This window comes from Tenacibaculum tangerinum (assembly GCF_029853675.1).
Classification (GTDB): Bacteria; Bacteroidota; Bacteroidia; order Flavobacteriales; family Flavobacteriaceae; genus Polaribacter; species Polaribacter tangerinum_A.
In genome coordinates this window covers 82,809-108,637 of record NZ_CP122539.1, presented here as the reverse complement: position 1 = coordinate 108,637, position 25,829 = coordinate 82,809, and the positions used below count along the sequence as shown (strand labels likewise).

At 32.4% G+C, this 25,829-nt stretch carries 29 protein-coding genes; 24 read left to right on the top strand and 5 right to left on the bottom strand.

All coding sequences use genetic code 11. The features are described from left to right. Positions 1-10: 10 nt before the first annotated feature. Both gldF and gldG read left to right on the top strand, forming a co-directional pair. Complete coding sequence (gene gldF, locus P8625_RS00440; protein WP_279651539.1) at positions 11-730, top strand: gliding motility-associated ABC transporter permease subunit GldF; 720 nt, start codon at positions 11-13, stop codon at positions 728-730. Then, entirely contained in the window at positions 723-2,363 is a 1,641-nt protein-coding gene (gene gldG, locus P8625_RS00435; RefSeq protein ID WP_279651538.1) for a gliding motility-associated ABC transporter substrate-binding protein GldG, read from the top strand. Before gldF ends, gldG begins: the two co-directional genes overlap by 8 nt. A gap of 27 nt (positions 2,364-2,390) precedes the next feature. On the opposite strand, the gene P8625_RS00430 is transcribed toward gldG, so the two are convergent. From P8625_RS00430 to P8625_RS00415, 4 genes are all read right to left on the bottom strand, one after another. After that, entirely contained in the window at positions 2,391-2,549 is a 159-nt protein-coding gene (locus tag P8625_RS00430; RefSeq protein ID WP_279651537.1) for a hypothetical protein, read from the bottom strand. Between the two features lie 86 nt (positions 2,550-2,635). Next, positions 2,636-3,394: an NAD(P)-binding domain-containing protein gene (locus P8625_RS00425; RefSeq protein WP_279651536.1), complete on the bottom strand. Its 759-nt coding sequence runs from the start codon at positions 3,392-3,394 to the stop codon at positions 2,636-2,638. Further along, on the bottom strand, positions 3,381-4,046 hold the full coding sequence (locus P8625_RS00420) for an aquaporin (protein WP_279651535.1): 666 nt from the start codon (positions 4,044-4,046) through the stop codon (positions 3,381-3,383). The genes P8625_RS00425 and P8625_RS00420 overlap by 14 nt, the downstream gene beginning before the upstream one ends. Before the next feature lies 1 nt (position 4,047). Beyond that, a complete protein-coding gene (locus P8625_RS00415) occupies positions 4,048-4,551 on the bottom strand; it encodes a DinB family protein (RefSeq protein WP_279651534.1) in 504 nt (167 codons plus the stop codon). Positions 4,552-4,671: 120 nt separating this feature from the next. On the opposite strand from P8625_RS00415, the gene P8625_RS00410 reads away from it, so the two are divergent. The 9 genes from P8625_RS00410 (at position 4,672) to P8625_RS00370 (ending at position 13,950) form a co-directional block, all read left to right on the top strand. After that, on the top strand, positions 4,672-5,514 hold the full coding sequence (locus P8625_RS00410) for a DUF2911 domain-containing protein (protein ID WP_279651533.1): 843 nt from the start codon (positions 4,672-4,674) through the stop codon (positions 5,512-5,514). Between the two features lie 502 nt (positions 5,515-6,016). Then, entirely contained in the window at positions 6,017-6,475 is a 459-nt protein-coding gene (locus P8625_RS00405) for a T6SS immunity protein Tdi1 domain-containing protein (protein WP_279651532.1), read from the top strand. Between the two features lie 443 nt (positions 6,476-6,918). After that, positions 6,919-8,343 (top strand): hypothetical protein, encoded by a 1,425-nt coding sequence (locus P8625_RS00400; protein WP_279651531.1) that lies wholly within the window; start codon positions 6,919-6,921, stop codon positions 8,341-8,343. 2 nt (positions 8,344-8,345) lie between these two features. Then, complete coding sequence (locus tag P8625_RS00395) at positions 8,346-8,978, top strand: hypothetical protein (protein WP_279651530.1); 633 nt, start codon at positions 8,346-8,348, stop codon at positions 8,976-8,978. After that, positions 8,971-9,669 (top strand): hypothetical protein, encoded by a 699-nt coding sequence (locus tag P8625_RS00390; RefSeq protein WP_279651529.1) that lies wholly within the window; start codon positions 8,971-8,973, stop codon positions 9,667-9,669. The genes P8625_RS00395 and P8625_RS00390 overlap by 8 nt, the downstream gene beginning before the upstream one ends. A 160-nt stretch (positions 9,670-9,829) precedes the next feature. Further along, positions 9,830-10,933, top strand: a complete 1,104-nt coding sequence (locus P8625_RS00385; RefSeq protein ID WP_279651528.1) for a hypothetical protein — start codon at positions 9,830-9,832, stop codon at positions 10,931-10,933. 164 nt (positions 10,934-11,097) lie between these two features. Next, entirely contained in the window at positions 11,098-12,129 is a 1,032-nt protein-coding gene (locus tag P8625_RS00380) for a restriction endonuclease (RefSeq protein ID WP_279651527.1), read from the top strand. A 164-nt stretch (positions 12,130-12,293) separates the two neighbouring features. Continuing rightward, a complete protein-coding gene (locus tag P8625_RS00375) occupies positions 12,294-13,304 on the top strand; it encodes a hypothetical protein (RefSeq protein WP_279651526.1) in 1,011 nt (336 codons plus the stop codon). Between the two features lie 220 nt (positions 13,305-13,524). After that, on the top strand, positions 13,525-13,950 hold the full coding sequence (locus P8625_RS00370; RefSeq protein ID WP_279651525.1) for a hypothetical protein: 426 nt from the start codon (positions 13,525-13,527) through the stop codon (positions 13,948-13,950). A gap of 96 nt (positions 13,951-14,046) precedes the next feature. Here P8625_RS00370 and P8625_RS00365 read toward each other — a convergent pair. Next, positions 14,047-15,146 (bottom strand): IS3 family transposase gene (locus tag P8625_RS00365; protein WP_279651524.1). Its coding sequence is split into 2 segments (ribosomal slippage): positions 14,047-14,885 and positions 14,885-15,146, totalling 1,101 coding nucleotides; the frame shifts between segments, so codons are not numbered across the junction. A gap of 247 nt (positions 15,147-15,393) precedes the next feature. On the opposite strand from P8625_RS00365, the gene P8625_RS00360 reads away from it, so the two are divergent. From P8625_RS00360 to P8625_RS00300, 13 genes are all read left to right on the top strand, one after another. Beyond that, positions 15,394-15,903: a hypothetical protein gene (locus P8625_RS00360; protein WP_279651523.1), complete on the top strand. Its 510-nt coding sequence runs from the start codon at positions 15,394-15,396 to the stop codon at positions 15,901-15,903. A 3-nt stretch (positions 15,904-15,906) separates the two neighbouring features. Next, positions 15,907-16,053, top strand: coding sequence for a hypothetical protein (locus P8625_RS00355; RefSeq protein WP_279651522.1), 147 nt, complete (start codon positions 15,907-15,909; stop codon positions 16,051-16,053). A 242-nt stretch (positions 16,054-16,295) separates the two neighbouring features. Next, a complete protein-coding gene (locus P8625_RS00350; RefSeq protein ID WP_279651521.1) occupies positions 16,296-16,874 on the top strand; it encodes a hypothetical protein in 579 nt (192 codons plus the stop codon). A gap of 143 nt (positions 16,875-17,017) precedes the next feature. Continuing rightward, positions 17,018-17,257: a hypothetical protein gene (locus P8625_RS00345; protein WP_279651520.1), complete on the top strand. Its 240-nt coding sequence runs from the start codon at positions 17,018-17,020 to the stop codon at positions 17,255-17,257. Next, complete coding sequence (locus tag P8625_RS00340; RefSeq protein WP_279651519.1) at positions 17,247-17,639, top strand: hypothetical protein; 393 nt, start codon at positions 17,247-17,249, stop codon at positions 17,637-17,639. The genes P8625_RS00345 and P8625_RS00340 overlap by 11 nt, the downstream gene beginning before the upstream one ends. Before the next feature lie 165 nt (positions 17,640-17,804). Further along, positions 17,805-18,833 (top strand): ligand-binding sensor domain-containing protein, encoded by a 1,029-nt coding sequence (locus P8625_RS00335; protein WP_279651518.1) that lies wholly within the window; start codon positions 17,805-17,807, stop codon positions 18,831-18,833. A gap of 125 nt (positions 18,834-18,958) precedes the next feature. Then, the gene (locus tag P8625_RS00330; RefSeq protein ID WP_279651517.1) at positions 18,959-19,456 is read left to right on the top strand and encodes a carboxypeptidase-like regulatory domain-containing protein; all 498 of its coding nucleotides are present in this window, start codon (positions 18,959-18,961) and stop codon (positions 19,454-19,456) included. A 168-nt stretch (positions 19,457-19,624) separates the two neighbouring features. After that, positions 19,625-20,179, top strand: a complete 555-nt coding sequence (locus P8625_RS00325; RefSeq protein ID WP_279651516.1) for a hypothetical protein — start codon at positions 19,625-19,627, stop codon at positions 20,177-20,179. A gap of 143 nt (positions 20,180-20,322) precedes the next feature. Next, positions 20,323-20,988: a hypothetical protein gene (locus P8625_RS00320; protein ID WP_279651515.1), complete on the top strand. Its 666-nt coding sequence runs from the start codon at positions 20,323-20,325 to the stop codon at positions 20,986-20,988. Positions 20,989-21,382: 394 nt separating this feature from the next. Next, complete coding sequence (locus P8625_RS00315) at positions 21,383-22,768, top strand: S41 family peptidase (RefSeq protein ID WP_279651514.1); 1,386 nt, start codon at positions 21,383-21,385, stop codon at positions 22,766-22,768. A gap of 381 nt (positions 22,769-23,149) precedes the next feature. Then, on the top strand, positions 23,150-23,656 hold the full coding sequence (locus P8625_RS00310) for a hypothetical protein (protein WP_279651513.1): 507 nt from the start codon (positions 23,150-23,152) through the stop codon (positions 23,654-23,656). Between the two features lie 351 nt (positions 23,657-24,007). Next, positions 24,008-24,616, top strand: coding sequence for a hypothetical protein (locus P8625_RS00305; RefSeq protein WP_279651512.1), 609 nt, complete (start codon positions 24,008-24,010; stop codon positions 24,614-24,616). A gap of 276 nt (positions 24,617-24,892) precedes the next feature. Next, a complete protein-coding gene (locus tag P8625_RS00300) occupies positions 24,893-25,336 on the top strand; it encodes a 2OG-Fe(II) oxygenase (protein WP_279651511.1) in 444 nt (147 codons plus the stop codon). Positions 25,337-25,829 lie beyond the last annotated feature (493 nt).

Genomic DNA, 25,829 nt, shown 5'->3' with positions numbered 1-25,829 from the left:
GTATTATTTAATGGTTCCAATTTTAAAAAAAGAATTTAACTCATTTTTTGCCTCACCCATTGCGTATCTGGTAATCGGAGTATTTTTACTCGTAAACGGCTTATTCTTGTGGGTATTTAAAGATAATTTTAATATTTTAAATGCGGGGTTTGCCGATTTGAATAGCTTCTTTTATCTGGCTCCGTGGTTATTTTTATTTTTAATCCCTGCTATTACCATGAAAAGTTTTGCAGATGAATTTAATAGCGGAACCATCGAGATTTTAAAAACCAAACCGCTTACCGATTGGCAAATTGTATTAGGCAAGTTTTTTGCTTCTCTTTTGCTGGTCGTTATCGCATTGTTACCCACATTAACCTATGCCTATACAGTGTATCAGTTAGGAAGTCCTGTTGGAAATTTAGATATGGGGAGTACTATAGGTTCGTACTTGGGTTTGTTATTTTTAGCAGCTACTTATACTGCTATCGGGTTGTTTGCTTCTACCCTATCTAAAAATCAAATTGTGGCATTTATTGTAAGTGTGTTTATCACTTTTGCGTTGTTTTACGGATTCGATGCTGTGAGTTCTTCATTGGGCAACGCAGGTTACACCTTACAACAATTTGGTATTAACGAACACTTTAAAAGTATTAGTCGTGGTGTGGTAGACACACGCGATGTCATCTATTTTATTAGTGTAACCTTGTTCTTTTTATTCATCACCAAACAACAGTTAAAAAATGAATAAGAAATTACAACATAGTGTATTCGTACTTATCTTATTGTTACTTGTTAACTACCTAGCGAACTCGGTATACAAACGTTTCGATTTAACACAAGACAAACGTTATACCTTATCGGAAGTGAGTGAAAATCTTATCGATAAAATAACTGCTCCCTTAACCATTAACGTATATTTAGAAGGCGATTTTCCTGCGGAATTCAAACGACTACAGATAGAAACACGTCAGTTTTTAGAAGAATTACAAGCAACAAACAACCATATTCGTTTTCGTTTTATCAATCCTGATAACATTCGCGAACGTTTGGTAAAAAAGGGAATGCTACCCAGTCAGTTAACCGTGGAAGAGGACGGAAAGCTATCGGAAGCGATTATTTTTCCTTGGGCAGAAGTTTCTTATGGTAAGAAAATAGAACTGGTTTCTTTGCTGCCGAATACTATCGCCAAAACGCAAGAAGCACAGCTTCAAAATGCGATTGAAAAGTTAGAATATTCGTTTGCCAATGCACTGCATAGCATTACCCAAAAAGAACGACAAAAAGTAGCCGTGTTGGCGGGTAACGGAGAGTTGCAAGATATTTATCAATACAGTTTATTAAGTGAGGTTGTAAAAAAGTATCGTTTGGCAAAGTTTACGTTAGACAGCGTTGCCACCAATCCGCAAAAAACTTTAAGAGACCTGCGCAACTATGATTTAACGATTGTTGCGAAACCTACCGAACGTTTTACTGAAGAAGAAAAGTTTACCATCGACCAGTTTATTGCCAACGGGGGTAAAACGTTGTGGATGTTAGATAACAACCATGCTGATACCGATAGTTTGTATAACGAAGGAAAAATGTTAGCATTTCCTCGCGATTTGAATTTAACGGATTTGTTGTTTGGGTATGAAGTGCGTGTAAACAACAAGCTCATTCAAGACTTATACTCGGCTAAAATTCCGCTAGCGACAGGAAACATAGGAAATCAAACACAGTTTCAACACCTCAATTGGTTTTATCATCCGTTAGTGAATGGGAATCCGAAGCATCCCATCACAAAAAATGTAGCTCCTGTTCGTTTTCGCTTTACCACTCAGATAGATACTTTACAAGGAAGCTTGAAAAAAACTCCGTTATTAGTAACTTCAGTACTGACCAAAAAAACTGGGACTCCTAATTTTATTGAATTACAGAGTATTGCTAAAGAACCGAAAGAAGATGAGTATGCCTCTGGTCCGCAATTATTAGCGGTATTGATAGAAGGTGCCATTCCTTCCGCCTATAAAACCAGAATCAAACCTTTTGAAACTCCTGATTTCAAAGCGGAGAGCACTCATAATAAAATGATTGTTATTGCCGATGGCGATGTGGGTAGCAATCAAATTTTAAAAGGAAAACCGCACGATTTATCGTTGGATAAATGGACGGGAGAACAGTTTGGTAACAAAGAGTTTTTAATTAACGCTATTGATTATTTATTAGACGATTCTGGATTGATTCAACTCCGCAATAAAACGATTCAAATTAATTTGTTAGATAAGCAACGTGCTTTTACCGAAAAACGTTTTTGGCAATTTATCAATATTGGTGTTCCGTTACTCTTATTAGCTCTGTTTGGCTTCGGTTTTACGTATTGGAGAAAGAGAAAGTATCAGTAGTGGTTGTTGGTTGGTAGTTCTTAGTTCTTAGTTGTTGGTTCTTAGTTCTTGGTTCTTAGTTGTTGGTTCTTGGTTGTTGGTTGTTGGTTGTTGGTTGTTGGTTGTTGGTTGTTGGTTGTTGGTTGTTGGTTGTTGGTTGTTGGTTAAATTACATTTTGTGCCATATACAATTAAAATTTCCTGCATAAAAAAGGAACCTTTTCACCGATAAAAATACCACCAATTCATAATTCATAATTCGTAATTCGTAATTCGTCATTCATAACTCATAATCACAAACTACATAAATTATTGTGTTTGAATTGATAGTGTAACGTTTTTTGAAGTTTTTCACTGCTAATTATTTTATACTCCAACGGTTTGGAAGTATCAAATTCAGGAGCTGGTTTTCCGAGAGATTTTCTGGCGTTTATGTAAAATTCTTCTCGGGTTGGATGATGGTTGGCACAGGCATTAAATACCTCTCCAAACATGGTTTGCTCCATAATTTGCTCGATAATAGCAATGCAATCCTCACGATGAATCATATTTACATAGCCTTTGGGGTGTGGAATCTTTCTATTGGCAAACCAATTGCCGGGATGCCTTTTTCCTCCAAACAATCCTGCAAACCGAATAATGGTGGTGCTAAACGCGGTATTGTTTCGAAACAACTTCTCTATATCCACTAATGGGGCATCTGCCGTTTCGTCTTCCTCGGTCATTACCTTATTCATACTAGGATATACCGATGTAGAACTGATAAATATAACGGTACCAATCTTTGATTTCTCGATGGAAGCAATCAATCGTCTAAAATCTTCGACTTCTTTAGAGGTAATGGCAATTACCAACAGGTCGGCATGTAAAAACTCTTGATTTATTTTTTCTTCAGCAATATCAATCAAAAAAGGGCAAATGTTTACCGCTTTCAACTCTTCTAACCTCTCTTCTGAAGTAGTAGAGCCTTGTACCTGATACCCTTTTGCGATCAGGCTTATTGCCAACTCTTTTCCCAGCCATCCGCAGCCTAAAATACTAACATTTTTCATCGCAACAATTATCGTCTTTTACCAATTTACATGAAACTACCGCTAACAACGCTCCTATAATTGGTGCTAAAATATACAACCAAAGGTGCTCTAAATGTCCCGAAATTAGGGCGGGTGCTATCGAACGAGCAGGATTCATAGAAGCTTTGGTAATGGGGCCTGCAAACATTGCTTCTAACAACACAATGCCCCCAATAGCTATTCCTGCCATAATACCTACCTCTTTGCTTCCTGTAGATACATTGATAATGGTAAGCATTAAAAAGAAGGTTAATAGTAGTTCTAATACAAAAGCTCGCCAAGGCACTACCGATGGCAGCGTTGCTCCGTAAAACTCACTGGTAGGAAACAATATCCAAAGCATGATACTTGCGAATAAGGCCCCTAACAATTGGGCGATGACATACTTCGGTACTTCTTGCCATGAAAACCTCTTGGCAAAGGCAAAAGCAATGGTCACCGCAGGATTAAAGTGTGCTCCTGAAATTTCTCCAAAGGCATAAATCATTGCCATGACGATTAATCCCCAAGTAATTGCCACTCCTGTATGCGTTAAATCTGCGCCATTGGTAATTTCACTTACCGTCATTGCTCCTGTTCCACAGAAAATTAAAGCAAAAGTTCCTATACTTTCAGAGATATATTTTTTCATTTTATGAATTACTATCAACCAATTTTGTTTTAAATAGTTCTATTTGTCTTCTATGCCTTAATATATGTACGATAGCATGCTCAAATAATTGTTCTACATCATATTTCTGTCCCCACCTAACATGCACCTTCTTATCTGGGTCTAATTCTTCTAGTTTTATATTGGGATAATCTTCAAAGAGTTGCTCATTATAAGCAAACATTTTATCCAATGCCTCATTGTACTCTAAAATAGAATGTAACTTTTCTTTTTCTTTATACTTTATATCTTCTCCTAACCATCTTCTTATTTCAATAACATAAGTATATCCTGCTCTAATTACATGTGTTATTATTGTTTGAATTGACTTGCAATCTTCATCTTTCGTTTCATTATCAACTACTTGAATTAGTTCTTTTGAGCTTACCTCTTTGATAACTTCTTTAAACTCTGCTATTGATTTTTCATATTCATCTAACAAGGCTCCAATGGCTCCATTGCTTCTATAGGCTCTATTTTTTGTCATTCTAAACTTTAGTTGCAAATATCAATGAAATACTACTTCGGTATTTTAAGTTTTTGTTAACATTAATCCGAAGAATTCCTTGTAATTTTAACAAATCTAATGTAAAACAAATCAATCAAGATGAAAAAAATACTTTTAAGCTTATTTGTTGTTGCTTTATCAACAACTACCAACGCACAATTAAAAACTCCAGCCCCGAGTCCTGCCGCTAAATTAGAGCAAACAGTAGGTTTAACAGAGGTGTCTGTTGAATATTCTCGCCCTGGTATGAGAGGTAGAGCTATTTTTGGAGATTTAGTTCCTTATGGAAAACTATGGAGAACAGGAGCCAATGCAAATACCAAAGTTACTTTTGGAGATGATGTAACGATTGATGGTAAAACCTTAAAAAAGGGAACCTACGCTTTATTTACGAAACCAGGTAAAGACTCTTGGGAATTCATTTTTTACTCAGATGCCAACAATTGGGGAACTCCAAGAAATTGGGACGATGCTAAAGTTGCGTTATCAACAACAGCAAAAGTACAGCCTATGCCTATGAAAATGGAGACATTTACCATTATTATAGATGATTTAACAAACGACTCGGCAGTATTAGGTATGCTTTGGGAAGATGTTTATGTAGGTGTAAAATTCAATACTCCAACTGGTAAAATGGTAGAAGAAAGCATTGCAAAAGTAATGGCCGGACCTGCTGCTAACGATTATTTTTCGTCTGCAGTGTACTATTTGCAAGAAGGTAAAGACATTAACAAAGCAAAAGAATGGATTAATAAGGCGGTAGACATGACGAAAGACCAACCTCGTTTTTGGTATTTACGTCAACAATCGTTAATCTTAGCGAAAGCGGGTGATAAAAAAGGAGCTGTTGCTGCGGCAAAAGCGTCACTAGCAGGTGCTGAAAAAGCAGGTAATGCTGACTACGTTAAGATGAATAAAGAGTTTTTAGCTGAAATGAAGTAAGCCAAAACTTCTTATAAACAATAAAAAAAGCTCGCTTCGTGCGAGCTTTTTTATTAAACTACTTTTATAACCTCTATATAAGCGCTATTCTTATGCTGTAATAGCGTTTTTTTAATTGCGTGTATACTAAACCGTACCCAACAAACATTTTTCTACACACGCACCAATGTGTATCTTTTTTGCTCGTTGTTGTTGCTCCTTTTAGGCAGTGAATAACACTCCCCTTAGGCAAGGAGTGTCACTCCCCTTAGGCATGGAGTATCACTCCCCTTACCGTTGGGGTGTCACTCCCCTTAGGTATGGAGTGTCACTCCCCTTACCCTTGGGGTGTCATCATGATTAGGCTCGGGTCGTCGTCCCGATAAAAAAAGTGTCGCTTTTTATGTTTATTTTTATATTTGGAAGGATATACGGTCGCAAAACCGTGGGCTTCTCCTACTTAAAAAGTAGTATAGCGGTAATTTTATGCGGTTTGTAATGAAGTTGTGACTAATTTGAGAAAATGATTGTAGAAATAAATAAAGCTTGGAATTGGAAAGGATGTAATGCGACCGAAATTATTCGGACAAATGACTTTGGCAACGTGATTTTCAAAACTGACAAAAACGAATATTGGAGAATCTGTCCAGAAGAAACCAGTTGCGAAAAAATTGCGGAATCAGAATCTGAATTTGACCGCCTTTCGACTGATTCTGAATTTATCGAAGATTGGGAAATGACCAATTTCGTGGAAGTTGCGAAATCGGAACTTGGAGAATTAGGACAAAACCAAAAATACTGTTTAAAAATACCCGCAGTTATTGGAGGAGAATATGAAAAAACCAACATTGGAAAAATAAGCTTTGCGGAACTAATTTCTTTTAGCGGGGATTTAGGATTTCAAATAAGGGATTTGAAAGACGGACAGAAAATAAAACTACATACAAAAAATAAGCACAACATTGTATCCTATAAAAAGTAGTTGATGCGAAAGTGACAACCACTAAACATGCCCAAATAGTAGCGACCTAAACAGCAATATCAAAATCGTTTATGACAAAAAAACTACTTTTATTACTTAAATAACTGAGCTTATGGGATTCCGTAAGAATGTATGCACGTTATGTAGTAAGTTTATAGGAACAGTATAATTAATAGTAACTTGTTTTAAGAACTTTATAATATCGCATGCTTTTGTTGAAATAAAAGAATGAACGTTTAACTATAACGAGTTAAAAACTATTAAAACTCAGAAATTAAAAACCCTTGTAATAGTTTAGAAAGAACAGTATATTTATTAAAAAATAAAAGCACTAAAAATTAACAAAAAGTATCTTTATACCTCCAAATAGGTTGTATAAGAGTGCTAAAGGTATTTATATAAACAAGTTAGCAAATATGAATAACTAACCAAATGGATAATATATGATATTAGAAATATTAACAATCATACTAGTGTTTGGAATGACATTTTTGTTTTTCCAAGTCCTTGGGCGACCAAAAGAGTCATTGGTTTACACCGCAGAAGAGAAAGACAAATGGGATAGGCAAATTGGCCCCAAATTATCTAAATGGTTTACAGCTACAAATATTGTTGGAACTTTAACTTCTCTGGCTACTGCTTATCTGTTTTTTATTGGTAATTCCAAAATTTTCGGTTGGGCGATACTTGCTTGCGTGGTTTCAATTTTTTTTAGTGGTTTTATAACCAACTTTTTTACAAAGAAAATATTAAGCACTACGAGAATCAAAGAACTGTTAGAGTCTAAAAAACAGAAAGTCGGTGTAATTGCTTCTTTATTTTGGAATGATACCAACAACGCCAAACAATTATCGAATTTAGTCAAAGTAATAAGCTTACTAAATATCGGTGCTATTATTTGGTTGGAATTCGCACTGTTCACAGACATTTTTGTTTACCTGTTTCAAATAGAACATATAATGCTAAAATCACTAGTTATTTTTCTAGCAACTACATTAATCATTTATTTCACTGTCAAATATGGTTTACGTGGTTTTGTATTTGCTGACTCTTTTCAAAGCCCTTTAATACTTTTTTCAATTTTATTACTGATGACTGGTTGTGGAATACTGATTTACCAATCACAAACTATTCAAATTGATTTGAGTATTCTGTCACCAATAGTACCGACTACAAATGTTATTCTATTTGTTCTTCACGTGTTTGTTTTAAATTCATTTTTAATATTAGTGACTGAAGGCCATTGGTTGAGAGTTTGGATTTTTGGAGAAAATGAGACTGTACTTCAAAAAAAATCTATGTTTACAACTAGCATTGTTTGGTTGCTTTTAATCCTTGTTGGTTTTGGAACATTTGCATTGACAAATCAGACAGGAGAAAACTCTATTTTCGCTCTTTTAGAGAACTTGAAAGAGTTGTCCATTGGTTTTATTCTAGCTTTCTGGATAGGAGCAGTATCCGCTTTATTTTCAACGGCAGACACCCAGATTTACAGTTTCTTTTTAGTTAGGAGCTTTAATCACAATAATGGAAATTTAGATGGAGATAAGTTAAAAATTGGCAGGCCATTTCTTAAAAGTTTACTTTTTGCATCTTTTTTTACACTTGCATACATCGCTGTAAGGCTAATAGAATTCCCTTTTGAAAAGATAATATTCATTGTAATGCCTATTTGTCTGAATCTCTTACCAGCTTTTGTGAGGTTATTCAAAGGGTACAAACCTAAACCTTCACTTACTGTAGTTAGTATCATTGGATATATGGTTCTTTCCATAATCGGTTTTTTCCAAAGTGATAATGAAATGAGTTTCACCTTGGCCGCAAGTCTATTTCCAGTATTAATTTCACTAATTGCCTTAAAAAAATAATTATGGAGAATATTCGGTCATTTAAGTGGGCAAAAGAAGGTATTACACCAATTGTAACTTTTGTAATTGCACTAGTCGCGTTTGAAATATCATTTATTCATTGCATTTTAATTTCCTTGTGCATTTTCTGTTTTATGTTCCTGTTAGATTACAAGTGGAACTATAAAAACATAGATGAATCAATATCGGAACAAAATGCAAACTCAAAAAAGGGTGTTAAAACTTCAAGATATATATTTATGTCCTTGTTTTTGCTATTACCTCTTATTATATTTTCACTTTATCTCTCTAAAAAATATTATCCAGAATGGCAGGATGAATATGTGGCATACCATTTTACAACAGAAGATGAATTAAAAGAATTGCGAAATAAAGAGGAAAGCAGATATTTTCAAATTGATTCAACAAAGCATTTTTCTAAAATCAAAACGGAAAATCCTTTTGTTGTTATAAAATTGAAAAAGGAAACTAAAGCAAATGCATTTTCTTTAAACTTTATGACTTATGAATTAATAAGGTATTTACTTAAGGATGTTGCTAATACGAGTTGGATAATCTTCTTAATCTGTCTAGGTTTTTCTGTTGTTTTACTTTTTGTTGATTTGGTCGCTCAAAAAAGATTAATCAATGAATAAAGCTTTTTTTCCTATTAGTGTCGACAATAAAAACTATAGCTCTAAAAATTTAAGTGCTCTCATAAAAATAATTTTGGAATTGGATGACTGCCGACCTTACTTCTTGATCGCAGATAATCTTCAATTATACAACAAAGTGAAACAAACAAATAAAGAATTATCTTTCATAGTGCAGAATTTCAAAACAAAAAACCAGTACTTTCCTGAAAGGGTTAAATGGATAAATAAGGTTTTCAAACGAGATTTTCCACAAATTGATGAGAGCGTATTCAAGAAATGGAAAATAAAAAATGTTAGTGAAATTACTGACCATAAATTCTTTAATATTTATCGTTCTCTTTTAATTCTTTTTAACGTTGATGACGAATTTAGAAATGATTTATCCGAAGCAGCTGAAAATCATACGATTTATGAGTCAATTGATTCCACTGAATTACAAATTCGTTTGAATAGGCTTTATGTTCTAGAAGAAATTGCCATTAATTTAAGAATGAGAGTTTTTAATAAACTTTACTCGGAATATTATTTAGGCCAACTTCCATCTGTTTTGACCAAAATTTATTATGAAAAATATAGTTTGAATATAAAAGACCTAACAGGGAAAAACCTTTCTGGATTAGATTTTAAGTTTTATGAAGGAAAAGTAGAATTTGATAATATCATTTGGAATAAAATAAATCACATTTGCTAACAATGTGTATAAGTAATAGCGGATGAAGTAATAAAACGAAAGCATAAACATAAAACAAAGGTCAGTGCAAAACCGAAAGGTATGTGAGTAAAAATCCGCTACTACTCATACACGAGACCGTTAGCTATCATCTAATAACCAACCAACTAAAAATAAAATTATGAAAAAAATCATCTACTTATTATTTGTTTCCTTATTTATATCTACAAATGTTTATTCTCAAAAAAACCAGAAAATCGAACTTTTCGGAGAAAAAATTAAAGCAATTGAAATAACTGGAATAAAAAAATTCAATGATTTGGGAACATTTTCTACTACAACTGTAATTAATGACCTTACAGATGATTTAGATACATTCTTATGGCGATTAGGAACAGTTCGATATGATAAAAATAATTATAGAAAAGGAATATTTTCATTATTTGACTTATCTAATTACGATAGTAAAGATGGATATCCCATTTTAGATTTAATAGACTTTAAATATTATGAAGAAGTTGGCTTCGAATTATTAGAAACGAAAGATTCTTTATTAAGAGAGGATGACAATTATTTAGCTTTTAAAACTTCATTTAAGAGTGGCGACCAAACAGCAAAAAGGAAACTTTTATGGAAACAAGAAAATTACGAAATAAGAGAAAAATTAATTAGAACAAAATATTATGTCAATGTTCAGCCAATTAGTAATGATGTAACAAAAAAATTGAAAACAACTATCACAGATTCTTTGAATGTAGACTTTAAAAGTGTTATTGATAAAATACCTTCATCTAAATTAGATGATACAAACAAAGCAAAACTATCCAATTATTTAAAAAAAGTAAATGAAAAAAATCAAGATTTGCTGCTTGAAGGGGAATACGTATCTGCTATTTTTAATACAAGATATATTAGCATAGTTGAATTTATAATAAGTGGTGTTAAAAATACAGATTTGGATTTAGAAAATGAATTTGACTACAGCCTAAACAAATACATTAAAAATATTCATAACACAAACAAAAAAGTAAAAAAACACGCATTAAATTCTGCTGTGTACGGCTTCAAATTTTCAGGAAGATATGATTTGTTAAAAATCAATTCACTTGACATAAAGACCGAATTAAATATATCTGTAAGTTTGAGTGTAGAGATATCAAATAAATTAAATCTTGAAATCGAGAATACATACAATAGAACTTTCAAAAATGAATTTGATAAACTTTGGATAATTATGTTTGCAACAGATGGAGTACTTAAGAACTTGAATATCGAAAAAAGATAAAAGACGAATAGCTAACACCGTATAAAATTAATTACTGGTTTTAGCTTATTTACGAAAGTCCTCACGGACTTTCTATCTGTGATTTATTTGCTAATTTTAGTGCTTAAAACACGCAACTAATCTTATACCAAACGTTATGTGCAAGCTAAACCAACATCCATAGAATGAACAAAAATTATTATATGGTTCGAGCGATGAACTCTGAACCAAAAGATTTTAAAGTGTTTTTTAAAAACAAAGTTGTTGCTGTGGGTTGGAGCGAGGTAAATTTTACTCAATATGAAAATAAACCAAAAGAACTAAGGTCTGCCGTAAATGAAATTTACTACGCGAAAAAAGATATGCACCCGCCATTAGTTGGAAAAAAACTGAATGAAGTTGAAAGATTCGATAAAATAAAGAAAGGCGATTATATCATTATCCCATACTACAACTCTATCAGAATGGCTATCGCTAAAGATATAATCAAATATGACCAAGAAGCATATGAATTGGATTTAGCTAATCAGCTTGAAGTTAATTACTTGATGACTTCAAAAGACTTTAAGACTATACCAAGAAATGCATTATCTGAAGGACTACAACGTAGATTAAGAGTTAGAGGTTCTACTGTTTCAAATCTCTATGAATTTAAAGATGAGATTGAGAAGATATTTAGTCAAGAAAATTACACTTGGACGAGTGACTATGAGGAGCAGGAAAATCAATTGACCGAAAAAGTTAAGGAAAAACTTTTTCAAAACATTCAAAATGGAACAACTAACCTGACAACGGGCGGAATAGGTCTTGAGTACTTAGTAAAAGAATTATTTGAATGTGAAGGCTACAATGCAAATGTTTTAAGCAAAACCCACTTTGCCGATTATGGCGATGCAGACGTTTATGCTGTTAAATCCGATAAATTTCAGGAAACCAAAATTTTAGCCCAAGTCAAACATCATTCTGGATATACAGATGATTGGGGATTAACCCAATTAAGGAAAATTCAAGATGAAAGTTCTTACGCAGATTATAAATTCGTTTTGATAACTTCTGCTTTAATTGGCGAAAAGATTAAAGAGAATGCAAATTCATTTGATGTAAATACTATGGATGGGAAAGAACTAATTGATTGGATTTTTGAGCATCTTGACGAACTAAATATTGAAACCAAAACAAAACTTGGGTTAAGCCTTGTACCACAAATAATCGAATAAAGCCAGCACATAACATTGTATAAAAATAATAGCGGTTTAAGTGCCAAAACGAAAATGAATTTTATAAATCAAACGACAGTAACAAACCGAAAAGTTAGTGGTTGTAAATCCGCTACTATTCTTATACTAGACCGTTGTAGTGCATTTAACCAACCATATTCAAAATGAAAAAATTATTAAATTTCGGAATAATTTGTATAGGAATTTTAACGACTATTCCAACTTTCGCACAAATTAAAAATAGCGAAGAAAACACAGTACTGAATTTATATAATGCATCAGCTAATTCATTTGAGTTTTCTGGTGGAGAAACTTCAGTTCAAGTTAGGGTTGCAACGATTCCAACGTTTAGGAACCCTGTTAAAGACATGGATAGAATATCTTCAATAAAATATCATAGAATATTTCTAAAAGCAGGAATTACTAACACAAAAAAATTTATAGATATTGATAAATTTGATTTCAAAGAAAATAATGGGTTAGCATTTGGACTAATCTATAAATACAGTTTTGATGATATTTTTTTAAAGGAGAATGGAGACACTTATAATATGAAAACAGTAGAAGCTGGTATAAACTATAGCTATGACAAATTTAAATTTTATAATTCTGACACAGAAAACATTTCTACAGAAACACCTGGAAATTTGAGCTTAAATGCTGGACTAAATCAATATTTTTTCAAACTTAATCGAAACTTTATATGGGCTTTTGCTTTAAATGCAACGTACAATATCCGAACATACAATAAAGGTAAATTAATCAATTTCGCTGAATTAGATAATGGAACTGTTTTCAATAACAACATTTTAGCCATAAAAAATTTCTCTGGTAAAACTGGAAATTTAATTGATGATGCTAGTAGTGGAGAAATTTCTTTATCTATTCCGCTTATTCCAGAATATGATATTATGAATGTGCCAATAATTGTTCCTGTTCCTCATATCGGTTATGAATTTTTTTCATATGAAAAACCTAAAATGACAGCTGGACTTGCTATTGGTTTTTTAGCAAAAAACTTATTTTCCGAAGCTAGTCCAAATGACAAATTTAATCAGCAGTTGACAAGAAAATTTAATAATCCCTCTTTTTTAAATATTGGAATAGATTGGAGTGTTCAGGACGGAATTTCATCTAAACCAAATTATTTTATTACAGGAGGAATTAAATTCTAAAAAAAACGCACTACAACATTGGCTATAAGTAATTGCTTGTTCTCGCCTACTTCTGAAAATCCTCGCGGATTTTCAGTTTGGTGTGTACTTGCCAAGTTAACCACTAAACCACGCAACTCCTTATAGCCGAGACGTTAGGCAACATTAGAAAATACCTACTAATGGGTATTCTAAATTAAATTATGTCTCGTATTTTTAACAAACTAAAAAACCAATCGGTATGAATAATTTTAAAATAACCGCTGTTTTCTTGTTAGCTTGTTTGACAGCCTTATCACAAGAGGTTGAAAAATTCAACATCGAACAAATAAATAATATTTCACAAGAAATAGTCCAAGAACAAGCACGTTTAAAAGAAGAATTAAAAAATCTTCAAGATAACACCAACAATGAAGATAAATTAAGAGAGATTTTAGCAGAAGCAAATAAAGCAAAGTATAAATCTGCAATTAATAATTTAGATAAAAGATACGATGCTGGACAAAAGATTATTCACCATATAATTAAAGAAACAAATAGTTTTAATTCATCTTTCAGTTTACTTGTTCTTCAAACACAATTTTCTAAACTAATTGACCCAACAACATATTCAGAATTTAATACAGCGATGAATTCAACTTTAGAATTATTAGGAGACCGTATGTAGGCTTCCCTATTTTAGAACTGTTTGTTAATCCAAATATATGGTTTTCCGTTTTAAAATAGATTGGCTTTCCTTTCATATTATTGCTTAAAAGCCAATTTATTTTAAAATGAGCCTAGCGGCAGCGTCATGTTGCTTTTGAGCATATTTTACAGGTGGAATTTTACCCAAAGCATCGTGTGGCCTATGATTGTTATAATCATCCATCCATATCTGTGTTTGTTCTCTTACTTGATCTATATTCTCAAAAATATATTTATTGAGTACACCTCTTCGATAGGAACCGTTGAATCGCTCCACAAATGCATTTTGAGTTGGTTTTCCAGGCTGTATGTACTTAAATTCAATATCGTGCATCCTACTCCATTCATTGGTTATATGTGCGATAAATTCAGGACCATTATCCATTCTGATCTTTGTAGGTTTTCCTTTTTTATTGATAAGGTGATTAAGTACCCATACAATACGATTACTGGTTAAGGAAAAGTCGATCTCTATATGCAGCGCTTCTCTGTTATAATCATCGATAATGTTAAATGCCCTAAAACGTCTTTTATTTTCTAAAACGTCTGTTACGAAGTCCATACTCCAAGTATGGTTGATTTGTTGAGGAACTTCAAGTGGTTCTTTTATTCTTGCTGGTAATCGTTTCTTTGCTTTTCGTCTTAAAGGAAGCCCTAATGCTACATATACTCTGTGCATACGCTTATGATTCCAAGATTTCCCTTCATTGCGTAATCTGTCGTAAGCTTTCCAAAACCCTTCTTCTGAATGTTGTTCTGCTTTTTGCTTCAATGCCTGTTCTACTTCAGAATCGTCCTTAACCAATGGCTTATAATAGTAAACGCTCTTACTCATTTTAAGAACACGGCACGCCCTGCTGATGCCGTAATGAATAAGTTCTTTCGTAATACTTCGCTTACGACAAGGCTTTATAGCTTTTTTTCTATAATCTCCTTTGCCATTTGATGGTCAAGAGCAAGTGTGGCATACATTTGCTTAAGTTTACGGTTTTCTTCTTCCAATTCTTTTAAACGCTTAAGCTCCTTGGAGTTCATACCTGCATACTTACTTCTCCATTTGTAAAAGGCCGCAGCACTTACACCATGTTCACGAGTAATCTCTGGCACTGGCTTACCGTTATCAAACTCCTTTAAAATCTTTGCGATTTGTGTCGGACTAAATTTACTTTTTCTCATAATTACTGTTTAAAATTAAGCTTTTTATTCTACTTTTAAACAGTTCGGTTTTTAGGGAAGCTTACAGTGGATTAATAATTAAGAAAATAACAAAAGGAAAAAAGCCAGTTGCCAACACCGTATAAAATTAATTGCTAGTGCAAGCCTACATACGAAAATCCTTGCGGATTTTCTATTCGGGTTGTATTTGCTAAATTAGGTGCTTAAACCACGCAACTAATCTTATACAAACACGTTACCATACATTATGAGAAACCTACTGCTGACATTGATTTTAATCGGAAATTATCTGACTTCATTCGCTCAAGATAATTTTGCAAATGCCTTAGTTTCTCTGAATTCGAAACTTGAATTTAAACCGACTTCGGACTCTTATAAAAATGGAAAAAAGCCTGATGAAAATTTTATAAAACAATTTAAAAAATGTGCAGAATTTGACAAATTGGAAAAGCTGACTGAATTAAGTTTTGACAAAATTACAAAAGTAAAATCCTCGGAATTGTTCACCTCGAAATGGAAAGGAAAATGGCAGATTGAGTTCCAAGAATGGGAATTTGAACAAGAAAAATATGCGTCTGACTTTATAAACCTTTTAGACGATTTGGACCACTCAAGAGTTCAATTCTGTGTGAGTAAAGGTGGGATTATGTGGTGGAAAGATAATGACAAAATTTATTTAGTGACAAGTCGAGCATATTTTGTTACTTATCACTATGCTGAAATCAAAAACGCAATAATAAACGGATTAAAAAAATAACGTATGGTAACAACGGTAGCTGATGCACAACCACCAAATTTTAAAAAATGGAATTCATTTGAAAGCTATGTAAGGTCTTTATTTAGAACGAAGCCAAAATTTTTAACTTTGTATTCTGTTCTTTTAGAAAGCTTACAACAAATTATGTGAAGTACTGGGGTGCATTTTTCTTGACATCCCCCAAAAACAGGACAGTTATAAATTACAATTTACGAAGGTCAAATTCGAACTGTTACCATGAAAAGCAACAAAAAGTGCTGTCAATCTATTCAACTAAACAAGATTACATTTATCTTTAGACTTCAAAACACCAAATATGGTATGTGAGTTATCAGCGTAAAATCAATTTTTAACCTGTAGGCATATTTCGGGGCTAGACATTTGAAAACCAAATGGGAATTAATAAAATTTTAGAAAAATATAAACTCTCTAAAACATTTGAAACCGAATTGAATGTTGAAAAAGAAGTCTTTATAAATGAGATTAAGCAAATGACCCAAAAAGGATATTACACACCTTTTTTAATTATGCTTGACATTGTCAAATCTGAAAATAAGAAATACATTGGAGATATTAATTCCAAGAATTTCAAAATCCGAGAAAGATTCACTTTAGACAATTCTCTGATAAATAATTTTGCAACTGTAAAATCTGAATTTCATACTAAAGACGATATATTAAAAGTTAAAACCACAATTCAAGGAATGGAAATGTTACCGTTTATTTTGAGAGTTATACTATTTGGTATTTACTTGCTAATGATGTTACTTCTTGTAATCGAAATATTAATTCCGCCAATACAAACTGACATTGATATTGCATATATTTTACCGTCAGTTTTTGTGACAATTTTTGTCGGATTTTTAACTTATTTCCCTTACAGAATAGCTAAAAAGAATGTCGTTAATAAGAAAAACGATATTGAAATACTATACCAACTGATTGAAAAAACGCCTTACAACAATGTATAACCGCAATTACGGCGGATTCGACTACGTCCGAATCCACTCGGAATTACTAAAGGTCAGTTAATAAGTCTAAAATCACTAACTTTAAGGCCGTAACTGCGGTTATACCAAACGTTGTAACCAATTTGAACAAACCAAAAACATGAATGAATAAGCCACAAATTTTAGATACAATTAAATTTATAAGTAAATCAATTCTTTTACTTCTGACTGTTTTTTTAATATTTACTTATTCAATCGCGTTAATCGAAAAAATACAACGTCCAACTTTTAAAAACTTACCGACAATTGAATTTGTAATTATCGGAACAATCTTGTTGGTTTTGATTTTTATAAACCTAAAATGGGTTTTTGGATTTTTTAAAACCAACCCAAATGAAAAGTAAGATAAAAATCATATTTCTGACATTAATAATCGGACTGATTTTTATTGTTGGCTTTCTAGGTTATGGAATGTACTTAATGGAAATTGAAGATCAATATGGAGATTATCAGAACTTACACTTTGAATCTAAAAATGGTGATTTTATAATAAATAAGACAACATCTGAATTTGGAATCATTGAAAAAACGTGGAAAAGAACAATTATTAGAACGATAGAGAAAGATTCAACCGATTTATATTTTTGGATTTATAGAAACGGAGTTGAAACCAAATCTGAAATTTATAGAGCCAAAAAAGGTAAAATAAAACTGCATGAAATTAAATACTCTGAATTATTAAAAAAGATTAACAACTCGGAATTGAAATTAATAACTAAAAATTAGAAAACTGGTTACAACACCGTGTATAATTAATTGCGGCTGAATTTCCTCATCGGAAATTCAATCTTATTAATTATCTTTCCGCTACAACGGAAAATGACTCGCGTCCTTTTCCCGCAACAAACCATAGCCAAACCGTTGTGCGTCATATACTAATGAAGAACACATATGATAAAGATTAATTTTTTTACTGCCATAGCTCTGTCTCTAATAATAAATTCTTGTAGTGGTCAAAAAAGCAAGAATGAAATAAAAGAATCTATAAGCTCAGATAAGAAATTAGAAAAGAATAAGCCCAATACATCCAATTCTGAAAACTTCTTGTTTTATTCAGAAATTAATAATCAGATTAGTCAGGTTGTAAGGACAATTTTTCAAGACAGCAAAGGGATTATTTGGTTTGGAACGCAAAACGGAGCATTTAAGTTTGACGGCAATTCATTAATTCATATTGATAGTATAAAAAATGAATCTGGAAAAGGAGTGACAATAAAGGACATTGCAGAAGATAAAGATGGAATAATTTGGTTTGGACACGAAGGTGGTATAAGTAGTATAGACAAGAAGGTAGTAACGAATTATTACGAATCTGATGGATTAATAAGCAATGATGTATGGTGCATTACGACTGATAAAAGCAATCAAGTATGGATAGGAACTATTCAAGGTGTCTGCAAGTTTGATGGTAAGAATTTTACATCATTTGAACTTCCACAAGGAGAAATAGACTCTACTTTAGGTATTTCAAGCGCAAAAATGGTTCATAGTATATTCGAAGACAGTAAAGGCACACTATGGTTTAGTTCAAATGCTGGTTTGTTTTCATACGCCAATAATTCACTTTTAAATGTTTCTGAAGCAGCAGGAATTCAATCGAATTTTGTCAATGAAGTATTTGAAGATAAAAATGGTGAATTATGGGTGTCTACAAAAAATGGATTATATAGTTTAATAGATAATAAGGCAAAGAATATCACCAAAGGGAAAATTGAAACAGGAAAAGGAATAGGGAGTATTGCAGAAGACAAAGACGGTAATATATGGTTTGTCTCTAACCAACATTATTTATTTATTTATGATGGAAATGAACTCATAGAATATAAAAAATCAGACGATAATAAAGGTCCTGTAGTTTTTCAAATATTGAAAGACAAAGACAATGAGACTTTGGTTCGTTGGTTTTGGCGGTGCTTATAGATTAGAAAACGGAAAATTTATTAATGTAACAAAAAATGGACCTTGGTAAAATAAAAACGAACGCACAACACGGTGTATAAGTAATAGCCGCCTATCGGCAGGCTACTAATCATACACAAACCGTTGTGCAACAGTTAAAAAAAATCGTGAAAACCTTTAAAATTTATATTCTAATTTTAATTTTTTGTGGATGCGGAACATCTAAAAACACAAAAACTAACATTTGTCTTCACGAAGTTGGAATACCGTCTGGAATTAAAATAAATTCGGAAACTTACTCGACTTCGGATTATGGAATTATTAGAGGTCAGTTTCTTAACCGAACTGATAGCTTACCAATACCAAACGGACTTATTAAATTCACGGAATTTATAAACATCGCAGATGAAAATGGAAAATTCTCAATTGATTTGCCACCTCATTCTTATGATGTTGAATTTAGCTTTTTAGGATTTAATAATATTTCAAAAACAATAAATATAGAAAAGAAAGAAATAGTTAATTTAAAAATATATTTAGGAATAGAAGACTCTTGGACTGATTTTACGACTGAAAATCCACGAAAACTAAAAAAGAAAATAAGAAAACAAAATAGAGAACGGAAAATAAAATACGGAATATAAAAACCGTTGCACAACACAGTATAAAATTAATTGCTAGTACAAGCTTGCTTACGAAAATCCTCGCGGATTTTCTATTCGGTTTGAATTTGCTAAATTAGGTGTTTAAACCACGCAACTAACTTTATACCAAACGTTGGCACACATTAAGGTACGTTAAACAAGCATTAGATGAAAACCAAAATTTTAAAAATAATAATCCTAATTTTAATATTTGTCAGTTGCAAAAATAAAACAACTGAACGTAAGCAAATTAAAATTAATCGGACTTCCGAAGTAGAGAAAGTAAAGGAAACTGAAATTTTAACCCTAACTGACTCTATAGAAATAAACTTAGAATCAACCGACAAAATGCTTGACTTTCTATCTGCTAAATACTCTAAAGTCTATGAATATAAGGGAATGGATTCAAGACAATTAATCGGAATTAATTTTATCACAAAAGATAGTATAGACTATTATTTAAGTTCAGAAACTATGCCTTGTGATACGGAATATTACGGAAAAGCTTTTAATCAAAATTATGGATTGGATTCAGAGGTTGACGAAGATGAAAATGGAATTTCGTACCCTTCAAATGAATATTCTAATGATCAACAGGATTACGTGATTTACATAAGAGTCGCATTAGATTCAACCAAGTTAAAAATCGGATATGCTGACAATGTAACTGATGGAACTGATTGTGCACCGAATACTGTAAACATTATGAAAAAAATAAAATAACGTGTGCCAACACCGTTTAAAAATAATTTCTTGGTTCTTGCCTACTTGGAAAATCCTACGGATTTTCCTCTGGTTCGTTCCATTTTTGCTAAATTAGATGCTTAACCACGCAACTATCCTTACACAAACACGTTGTAAAACATTTGACCGAATCAACAAATATGGAAATTGACCACATATTTATATTTTCAAATAATGACGGAAAAGAAGCCGATAAATTAGTTGAGTTTGGTTTGACCGAAGGAAGTAATCGCATTCACCTAGGACAAGGAACAACGAATCGAAAATTTTATTTTGAGAATTTTTTTCTCGAAGTTCTGTGGGTCATTGACGAAGCTGAAATACGAAGTGACTTGACTTCTAAAACAAAACTTTGGGAACGTTCACAATTTGATAAAAATCACTTTTCACCTTTTGGCTTGTGCTTAGTCAACTCAAAATTGACTGACAAGCTTTTTGAGCAAAGCCAGATTTATCAGCCGAATTATTTTCCAAAAGGAATGTCAATTGACATAATTACAAACGAAAAAAATGCAAATTTACCTTGGACTTTCAGACTTCCATATCGTGGCGAAAAAAAAGCCCATAATGAAACAACAAATCACAAAAATGGAATACGAAAACTAACTCATACGGAATTTGAAATGCCATTTAATAAGGACGAGAAAGAATTTAAGACCTATTTTAAGAGTTGTGAAAATATTGAATTCAAAAATGGACAACGAAATCATTTAACTCTTGAATTTGATAATAAAAGTCAAAAGAAAGAAATGGAATTTAACGAATTGAATTTAACCATAAAATACTAAATAAAAACGTTTTACAACAAGGATAGCTGATGCACAACCCCTAAAATTTTAAAAAATGTCATTTATTTTAAAGCTATGTAAGGGTTTTGTTTAGAACGCAGCCAAAATTTTTAACTTTTTATTCTATTCTTTTAGAAAGCTTATAACAATTATGTGAAGTACTGGGGTGCATTTTTTTTAACATCCCCCAAAAACAGGACAGTTATAAATTACGATTTACTAAGGTCGCAACAAAAAGTGCTATCAATCTATACAACCAAACAAGATTACATTTATCTTTAGACTTTAAAACACCAAATATGGTATGTAAATTATCAGGGTAAAATCAATCTTTAACCTGTAGCCATATTTCAGGACTAGACATTTAATTCGTCCTTGAAAAATAAACTAATTAATGAAACATCAATATATCCTTGTAGTCTTTCTGTTTCTGATATTATCTCAATATTCTATAGCCCAGAAATCGGAAAAAAAGTTTGGACGAAATGAAATTATAGAAGACTTAGAGTACCTTAATAATTCTTTAAAAGATGCTCACTATAATCTCTACGCTTATACTTCAGAAAAAGACTTTTCAGAGAATTATCAAAATGTAAAACAATCTATTGCTAAAGATTCTGTTACTCTATTACAAGCAACTACTATTTTTCAAAAAGTAATATCAGGCGTAAATAATGGACATACTGAAATCGACTTTCCTGGAGCTTCTTACCGAACATATGCATATAGTGGTGGAACACTATTTCCATTAGAAATTGCTGTTGAAAACAACAAAAGTCTAATCCGAAAAAACTTTTCTGATAATCCTGACATTAAAATAGGTTCGGAGATAATAAGTATAAATGGGATATTAATGAAAGATATCTTATCCGAAATTTATCCGCAAGTTTCAGCAGAAAGAACATACTTTAAAAATGCAAAAATTGAAATGATTTCATTTCCCAGATTATACTGGCAAGTGTTTGGAAAGCAGGATAACTTTCAAATTAAAATTCGCTCAAATGGAGCAATAAAAAAATATTCAATAAAAGCGGTAAAACTAATAGAAGGTTATGAAATGAAAAGAACGGAAGTCTTGAACTCTAAGATGGAAATAACGTTTTTTGATAAATCTGCCTGTATAAACCCAGGAAACTTTTCGGGTGATGAACATAAGTATCAAAGTTTCATTGACTCAGCTTTTGTAGAAATAAATAAACGAAAAAGCAAAAATCTGATTATTGACCTTAGAAATAATGCGGGTGGGAATGACTCTTTTAGTGATTACTTAGTGTCTTATTTTGCAGATAAACCCTTTAAATGGAATTCAGAATTTACCCTTAAAACAAGTAAATTTCTTAAAGAGCACACAAGGAAATACAATGACACTACAAATACTTATTTTGAAAAAATTCTAAATCACAAAGATGGAGAAATATATAATTTTGAGTTTGATGAATACCAACCACAACCCAAACTAAAGAGATTTAATGGAGAAGTATATGTTTTGGTCAATAGACAATCGCATTCTCAGTCAGCCGTTACAGCCTCCCAAATTCAAGATTATAAGTTTGGAACGATTGTAGGAGAAGAAACAGGTGATTTCCCAACACTTTACGCTTCACAGTTCCAATACACATTACCTAATACAGGAATTGTAGTAAAAGTCTCTAAAGGACAAATTGTTCGTGTAAATGGCAGTAAAAAACCAGAAGGTGTAATACCGGATATAATGATTAAAGACCATTTATTGGATGAAGAAGATGAAATATTAAATGGACTTTTGAAAAAACTGAATTAAAAGTACTAACCACAACAACAGTAGCTGATGCACAACCCCTAAATTTCAAAAAAATCGAATTCATTTGAAAGCTATGTAAGGGTTTTGTTTAGAACGAAGCCAGAATTTAACTCCTTATTTTGTTCTTTTAGAAAGCTTACAAAAGATGTGAAGTACTGGGGTGCATTTTTTTTGACATCCCCAAAAACAGGACAGTTATAAATTACAATTTACTAACGTCAAATCTAAACTGTTACCATGAAAAGCAACAAAAAGTGCTGTCAATCTATACAACCAAACAAGATTACATTTATCTTTAGACTTTAAAACACCAAATATGGTATGTAAGTTATCAGGGTAAAATCAATCTTTAACCTGTAGCCATATTTCAGGACCAGACATATGAAAAACACATTCGTAATCATATTGACTTTAATCGGGTTTTTAGCATTTGGACAAGAACATAATCTTGACCGAATTGAAAACGAAGTAAAATCAATAGAATCAGATTCAACTCTGCAGAAAATGGAATTTGACTGGGTTGAACTGACTGGGATTACAACTGATGGTGGCGGAATTTTAAAAGTCTGGCGGAATGAAAAGCAGATTCGTAAAATTGTGGAGGAAATCGGACTCTCTTACGGTCGAATTAGGACAATAATTTACTTGAATAACGGAAACCCAATTAAAATAATAGAAACCGAGGAAAACTTTGGACGCAAAAATGACGAATTGAATTACGAAGAGTTGAGCGAAGTCTATCGAGAAATAATTTACGTTTTTGATTGGGAGAATGACAATGCGGAAATAAAGCGGACAGGAAAACGGAATATGAGTGAAGGAAGTTGCTCAATGTATGAATTAGCTGAATCTGTTATGGAAAGAGCTGAAAAAGCTATAAAGGAATGAAAAAAAAATACGGTGTACAACAATGGTAGCTGATGCACAAGCCAAAATTTTTAGCTCCTTATTTTGTTCTTTTAGAAAGCTTACTACAAAAGAGGCTAAGTAATAGGGTTCAGTTTTTTTTAACATCCCCCAAAAACAGGACAGTTATAAATTACAATTTACTAACTTTAAATTCAAACTGTTACCATGAAAAGCAACAAAAAGTGCTATCAATCTATACAACCAAACAAGATTACATTTATCTTTAAACTTTAAAACACCAAATATGGTATGTGAATTATCAGGGTAAAATCTATCTTTAACCTGTGTCCATATTTCAGGGCTAGACATACCCAAAAAACCGAAAAAAGAATGCATAAATTTTGGAAAATAAGTGATTCTAAATCTAATAAATTGATTTTCATAAAAGACCAAACTATTTACAAAGGAAATCCGAAACAAGAAGAACTGAATAGACTGAATTCGGAATCAACAAATCTTGCTTTTTTAGAAAGTATTTTTAGCATTCCTTATGCTTATATAAAAAGAATTGAAAACCAGCGTGGGAAAAATGAAATCAAAATATTTTTTGGAAACGACTCGGAAGAGGAATTAATAATAAAAGATGAAAATACGAAAACAGAAATATTTGAATTTATAAAACACGATAATCCGAATTTAAAATATAGTTCTGAATTACCAAGCGTTCTAAAATATGCGAAAGCTCAATTTTTCGCTTTATTATTCACAACTGGAATATTTTTGTGGTCACTTTATCTTGCAATCCAAATTGAAAGTGGAGTTGAATATGAACTCGTTGGAGGAGGAGGAGGACCTGGAATTGCAGGAATAGTTCTTGTAATTGCCAATTTAGGAGTTTTAAAAATTGTTATTGGATTTATTATTCTGCTTGCAATAATATTATTTACTCTGACGAAAAAAATAAAATCGCGATGTGAAACCGAATTTCTCAAAAGATAAAGTACTAATGGCAACAACGGTAGCTGATGCACAACCCCCAAATTTCAAAAAATGGGATTCACTTTAAAGCTATGTAAGGGTTCTATTTAGAACGAAGCCAAAATTTTTAACTCCTTATTTTGTTCTTTTAGAAAGCTTACAACAAAAGAAGTTAAGTAATTGGGTACATTTTTTAACCAAAACACAAAAGCAACCGCTTTGGCCTCAGTTTTAGTAGGTGTACCCAAGAATTTTATTAGTTTTTTAATGTGCTGATAGCTGCATGCACTTATTAGCTTGTTTAATACCTGTGATGATGAACTGCGAAAAAGTACTGTGGTGTTTATTGAAAATACTCCTGAAAACGAATGGATTTACAACCGATTGGCTGGTTTGGCGATTCAATGCAACAACGAACGGTATTGGTTTGATTTATTGGGTTTTCACAACAATTTGCAATTGGCTAGCTACACGGAAGGGGATTTCTTTGACTGGCATTTGGATTTCGGAGCGGGAGAAATTTCTGATAGAAAACTCAGCATTTCCATGCAGTTATCGGATTCTGATGACTATGAAGGTGGCGACTTACAGTTTATGATGAATCAAAAAATTGTAACTGCTCCTAGAGAAAAGGAAACTATTATTGTTTTTCCGTCATTTATGATGCACCTTGTGACTCCCATCACTAAAGGGGTTCGTAAATCTATGGTGGGTTGGATTGCAGGACCTCCGTATAGGTAGGAATTAGTTCTTAATTATTAATGCTTAGTTATTAGTTCTTGGGAGTTAGCGGTTTATTTTAATAAGATGCTTCTACAGTGTTACGGCGGTTACCTTTGATATAAAGGTGTGTGCCGCGATGTCTTCGGAGCACGCCGTGGTGTTAACGGAGTGTGCCGTGATAGCGGCGGTCCATGCCGTGGTATTAGCGGAGCGTGCCGTGATATCTGCGACCTCTACAACCTTTGATGCCCCTTAAAACAACTTTTATTACCTGAATAAGGTGACTTATGGGATTCCGTAAGAATATGTGCTTATCTTTTTTTAAGTTCGTAGGAATCGTATAATCAATAACCAAAAATTCGTTAATAACTTTATTTTAGGTAAAGTATTGATTTTAATATATTTGATAACATATAAAAATTGCTAAGCTTTATGATATCCCATAATTTTATCGGGATAACAAAACTAAAGTTTGGTATAAAACGAGTTGTGCGGCATACAAGAAAAGCCA